The sequence below is a fragment of the Synechococcus sp. R55.7 genome (assembly GCF_047461955.1).
GTDB lineage: Bacteria > Cyanobacteriota > Cyanobacteriia > Thermostichales > Thermostichaceae > Thermostichus.
This window is the reverse complement of record NZ_JANSIC010000005.1, coordinates 11,237-16,064: the sequence shown is the minus strand read 5'-3', so window position 1 is coordinate 16,064 and position 4,828 is coordinate 11,237. Positions and strand designations below refer to the sequence as shown.

Sequence of the window (4,828 nt, the reverse complement as noted above, 5' to 3'; positions counted from 1 at the left end):
GGGATCCCTTCTTGGGCTCGGACGCTGACCTCTGACCAACGCTCTGCTCTGGAGGCGATGAGTGCCCGTGCCTATGGCAACAGCCGCCTGCCTTTGGTGATGGACAAAAGCGGCCAGATTCAAGTAAAGGCCTCAGCCGCCTTGTTGGCCGCCTTGATCGCCATCGAGATCGGCAGTGTGGGTTCGGCAGGTGCCTTGTCCTTGCTGGGCACACCGGAGCTGCGCAAGCTCTTGAATGCCGAGGGCAAGCTGCGGCGAACCGGCTTAAAACAGGGACGAACTGCCCTCACAGAAGAAGAATGGCAAACGCTGCGCCGTTGGCTGGATCCCAAGGGATCTCCTCCCGACTGGTATCTCAATCTCACTCAAGTGGGGATCCAGACCACCCAAGTGGGGGACTATGCGGCACGGCGGCTGCGGGAGTTTTTCCAGAGTGAGTGGATTAAGCTCGTGATCCCCCCCTTGTATCACCTGGTCATCGATGCAGTGCGGCTGCTGACGGGAGAAGTGTTTCTCAGTGTGGGCACCACCCTGGAATCGGCTTTGGAATCGGCAGAGGCAGAGCGGCGACTGGAGTTGGTGCTGCAAGCCTTGCCCCAGGCGCGGAACATTCCCAGACCCAACCAGATCCAGGCTGCCATCCCTGCTGTGGTGGAAGCTGCCGAGAAACTCCTCAGACCTCTGCTGGCGCGCCAGTTAATGACGGTGGCGGACATCTTCGATCCGCCCATTCGCAACGAGAGCCTAAATGAATTGGGGCGGCAGCTCAACCTGTGGAACCCCTTCCAGTTTCTGCTCACCTGGAGCACGGCCGGCTGGCTGGAGGCCCTTCTGGATCAGATCAGCGAGTTGCAGCAGACCTACCCGGAAATGCCCCTGTGGGAGAGCTATCGCCAGGGCCTTGAAACGGCAGTGCAAGCTCCACGGGTGATGGATCAGGCGGAGGCTCTGCGTCTAACGGCCAAGAGTCTGGATCCCAAGTTGGATCCCTTGGAAGATTGAGTAGATGATGCATAGGGAAGAAAATTTCCTACAGCATCCACAAAGTGAGGCTGGCAGGCTAGGTGGAATCTTTTCTACGCCAAAGACAAATCTGCACGGGTTGTAGAGGGTGGCCGGCGGACTGGTCTCCAGCCTATTCCCAAGTTAGCCATCCAGGCGGCTAGGAAAACTCCATCCACTCCACCAACTGGTTACCCCCATAAGCAAGGGGAGTGTCGAACAAAAACATGCGGGTCAAGGACGTGACCGGTAAGATCCAAGCAGGGATCCCCAAATAAAGAAAGAAGTAGAAACCAACGTGCAACATCAAGTTTTGGGGTTAGGCATTGCGGGGCTGGCGGCAGCGCGGCTGTTGCGGGCCCAGGGCTATGAAGTGCTGGTTTGGGATGAGCAAGATTCCCCTCTTCTCAGACAGCGGCAGGCTGAGCTCAATCAAGAAGGGATCCCGGTTCGGCTGGGGCAGCCTTTTCAACTGGCCGAAGGAGTGGAGCAGGTGGTGGTCAGTCCGGGCATTGCCTGGGATCACCCGCTGCTGCAGGCGGTGCGTCAACAGGGGATCCCGGTGGTGGGAGAGGCGGAGCTGGCCTGGATCTATCTTGACCACCTACCCTGGGTGGGGATCACCGGCACCAACGGCAAAAGCACCACCACAGCTCTGGTGGCGGAGATGTTCAAGGCGGCGGGGCTGCAAGGGATCCCCTGCGGCAACATCGGCCTGCCCCTGTCGCAGGTGGCTTTGGCAACGCTCCAGGGAACGCTAGAGCCGGACTGGATCGTGGCGGAGCTGAGCAGCTATCAGTTGGAAGCCAGCAGCCGCCTCATGAGCAGTACTCCTGGAGGCCCGCCGCGTATTGGGGTGTGGACCACCTTCACTCCCGATCACCTAGAACGGCATGGGACGCTGGAGCGCTATGCCAGCTTCAAGGCTCGCCTTTTGGATCGGGCCCAGTGGCGGGTGCTCAACGGCGAGGATCCCTACCTGTGCTGCCGCCGGCAGGACTGGGAAAATACCTATTGGACTTCCCTTGTTGCTACCCAAGGCTGTTGTGACCGGGATCTCACTGCAACCGTTGACCTGCGGGAAAACCGCCTCTACATCCAGGGGGAGATGGTGGCGGAGCTGGAGGACTTTGCAGAACGCTGCCCTGGCCAACACAATCTGCAAAACCTGCTCTTGGCGGCGGCAGCAGCGCGTCTGGCCGGGATCCCCAACGTTGCCATTCAAAAAGCCATCCGATCTTTTGCCGGCATGCCCCATCGACTGGAGCGGGTGGCGCAAATCCAGGTGGGATCCACCCCCATCCGCTTTGTCAACGACAGCAAGGCCACCAACTACGAAGCCGGCTGGGTGGCACTCAACGCCCTCTCCCCACCCATTATTCTGATTGCCGGGGGAAGGGCCAAGCAGGGGGATCCCGGCGCCTGGTTGCGGTTGATTCGGGCCAAGGTGGCCCGCGTGGTGCTGATGGGGGAGTCTGCCCCAGTGCTGGCAGAGGCCCTCCAGGGGATCCACTATACTGACGTTGAGCTGGTGCCAACCCTAGATGTAGCGGTGGAAAGAGCCTTTGCAGCGGCTTGTTCCCTTTCGCGTCAAGCTCAGAGCTTGGGGAAGCCCGCTCAACCCATCACCATTTTGCTGTCCCCCGCCTGTGCCAGTTTTGACCAGTACTCCAGCTTTGAACACCGTGGCAACCATTTCCGAGCCTGCTGCCAAGCCCTCCAGGGATCCCTGGAATGCTGAGGCTCGCTGGCTGCGCTGGCTCACCTTGATCTGGCTGGTGCTGGGGCTGCTGATGCTGTTTTCTGCTTCCTACCCGGTGGCTCAGCGGATCACCGGCGATGGCCTCTACTTTTTCAAGCGCCAATTGCTCTGGGCCGGGCTGGGTCTGGGCTGTTTCTGGGCTCTGGTGCAGATCCCGCTGCGGCGCTGGTTCCCCTGGGCCGGGATCCTCTGCTTGGTGGGAGTTGGCCTGGTGTGGGCCACCCAGGTGCCGGGGTTGGGGGTTTCCCGCCTGGAAGCCAGCCGCTGGCTGGATTTGAAGGTGATCCCTGTTATCCAGCCTTCAGAATTGCTCAAGCCCCTGTTGGTGTTGCAGGGATCCTGGATCTTTGGCCGCTGGTTTCACCATCCTCCCTGGTTCCGCATCCTCTGGGTGGTTATCTTCGCCTTTGCGCTCTTGGGGATCCTCGCCCAGCCCAACCTGGGCACCACGGCCATCTGCGGCCTTACCCTCTGGGTCATGGCTTGGACTGCCGGGATCCCAGCTTTCACCCTTTTGGCCACAGCGGGGCTGGGGATTCTGGCGGCTGTGGTGAGCATTCTCAGCAAAGATTACCAACGACGGCGCATCCTGGCCTTTTTGGATCCCTGGGGCAATGCCCAAGGGGATGGCTACCAGCTGGTGCAAAGTCTGTTGGCCATTGGCTCTGGCGGCCTGTGGGGCAAGGGATATGGCCTCTCCCAGCAAAAGCTGTTCTACCTGCCCATCCAATACACCGACTTTATCTTCTCGGTGTATGCAGAAGAGTTTGGCTTGGCCGGATCCCTGTTCTTTCTGGGGTTGCTGACCTTCTACACTCTGCTGGGCTGGCGGGTGATGGGGCGCTGTCGGGAGTTGACCATTCGCTTAGTAGCCTGCGGCTGCCTGATGTTTTTGGTGGGTCAGTCACTGATGAACATCGGCGTGGTCACCGGGGTTCTGCCCACCACAGGTGTGCCCCTGCCTTTGTTCAGCCATGGGGGTAGCTCCATTCTGGCAGGGCTGATCACAGCAGGATTGTTGGTGCGGGCAGCCCGCGAAGCAGGGTAAAGTAAGGCTGCATGTTGCCAACCCAGCAAAGGGATCCTTTCACCCAAGCAGCAAACCCAGAGGGCCAGGGATCCCTATTGGTTGGCCTCTGCTTTAGACCGGCTTCTTATGCAGCAAAACCAAAGCTGAAGTTGAAACCGAGCCTAGATCCAGCCCATTTCATCCAAAACGAGGGTAAACACCGTCGCGCAACAGGCCACCAACAGCGACACATAAGCCGGCTGACCGTGGGCAATGCAAACACCGGCTGCCACCGAAGCGCCCGCAGCTGCAGAAAAGGTACGACCTGCCCAATTGCCTTTGGAGGGTTTGTCAGAAGGATTGAATTTGTTAAACATTTTTACAGCAGAAAGAGGATACAAAAGGAATAAACTTCATTAGGAAACGGCCTCAGATTATCACCCCCCGACCTGACTCAAGAAGGATCCAAGGCCATTCTCAATATTTCTTCGCTTAGGCTTCAATCTTTCGTAAAATTGCGCTGAGATGCTCATAATCATCCCGCAACAGAGAGCTCAACTGCCGACCTGCCTGTAAAAGCCAGTTGCGATCTCGGTTCAGGATTCGGTAAGTCTGGCGGATCACGGCAGCCACCAGCTCATCGGTTGGGATCCCGTTGACCCGTAGCAGGGTGCGCAAAAACTCGAAAGAGCGGCAGAACTCCCTCACTTCCGTATCGGAGCAGAGATAAACCGGCTGGTGAATCTGGGGAGGCCGTGGCGGCAAGTACTGGTAGACTCGTCCCCCGCTGACAAAGCCGACAATGGCCGCGCGGAAATCGGTGCGCAACATGGCAAAAATTTGGGGCTGTTGCTCCCGCAGCTCCTGAGGGGAGAGGCCCAAAGCCCTGGCGCGGTGGACGGTGTCGATGGGGGCGATGGCGGCATAGCAAACCACCCCGTAGATTAGGTTGCCGGTCTCTTCGTCTTGGGAGCGCGTCCAACTGCCGAGAGCAGGCATGGGTGGGAAGGTCAGACGTTCCGGCTCGAAGCACTGGGCCACAAAGGTTGTGGTGT

General features: G+C 59.1%; 5 protein-coding genes and 1 pseudogene. 3 read left to right on the top strand and 3 right to left on the bottom strand.

The window, feature by feature from the left end; translation table 11 throughout:
- Positions 1-1,002: pseudogene (locus NW820_RS00720) on the top strand (hypothetical protein); the annotation flags it as partial.
- Between the two features lie 160 nt (positions 1,003-1,162).
- Here the strand turns inward: NW820_RS00720 and NW820_RS00715 are convergent.
- Positions 1,163-1,309, bottom strand: a complete 147-nt coding sequence (locus tag NW820_RS00715) for a hypothetical protein (RefSeq protein WP_414406408.1) — start codon at positions 1,307-1,309, stop codon at positions 1,163-1,165.
- Between NW820_RS00715 and murD the strand changes: the two genes are divergently transcribed.
- On the top strand, positions 1,301-2,743 hold the full coding sequence (gene murD, locus NW820_RS00710; protein WP_414406407.1) for a UDP-N-acetylmuramoyl-L-alanine--D-glutamate ligase: 1,443 nt from the start codon (positions 1,301-1,303) through the stop codon (positions 2,741-2,743). The two genes, NW820_RS00715 and murD, sit on opposite strands and share 9 nt — an antisense overlap.
- Entirely contained in the window at positions 2,688-3,812 is a 1,125-nt protein-coding gene (locus NW820_RS00705) for an FtsW/RodA/SpoVE family cell cycle protein (protein ID WP_414406406.1), read from the top strand. Before murD ends, NW820_RS00705 begins: the two co-directional genes overlap by 56 nt.
- 143 nt (positions 3,813-3,955) lie before the next feature.
- Here NW820_RS00705 and NW820_RS00700 read toward each other — a convergent pair whose 3' ends face one another.
- Entirely contained in the window at positions 3,956-4,150 is a 195-nt protein-coding gene (locus NW820_RS00700) for a hypothetical protein (protein ID WP_041436101.1), read from the bottom strand.
- Positions 4,151-4,265: 115 nt separating this feature from the next.
- The coding region (locus tag NW820_RS00695; RefSeq protein ID WP_414406405.1) for a hypothetical protein at positions 4,266-4,828 on the bottom strand (563 nt) is incomplete at its 5' end.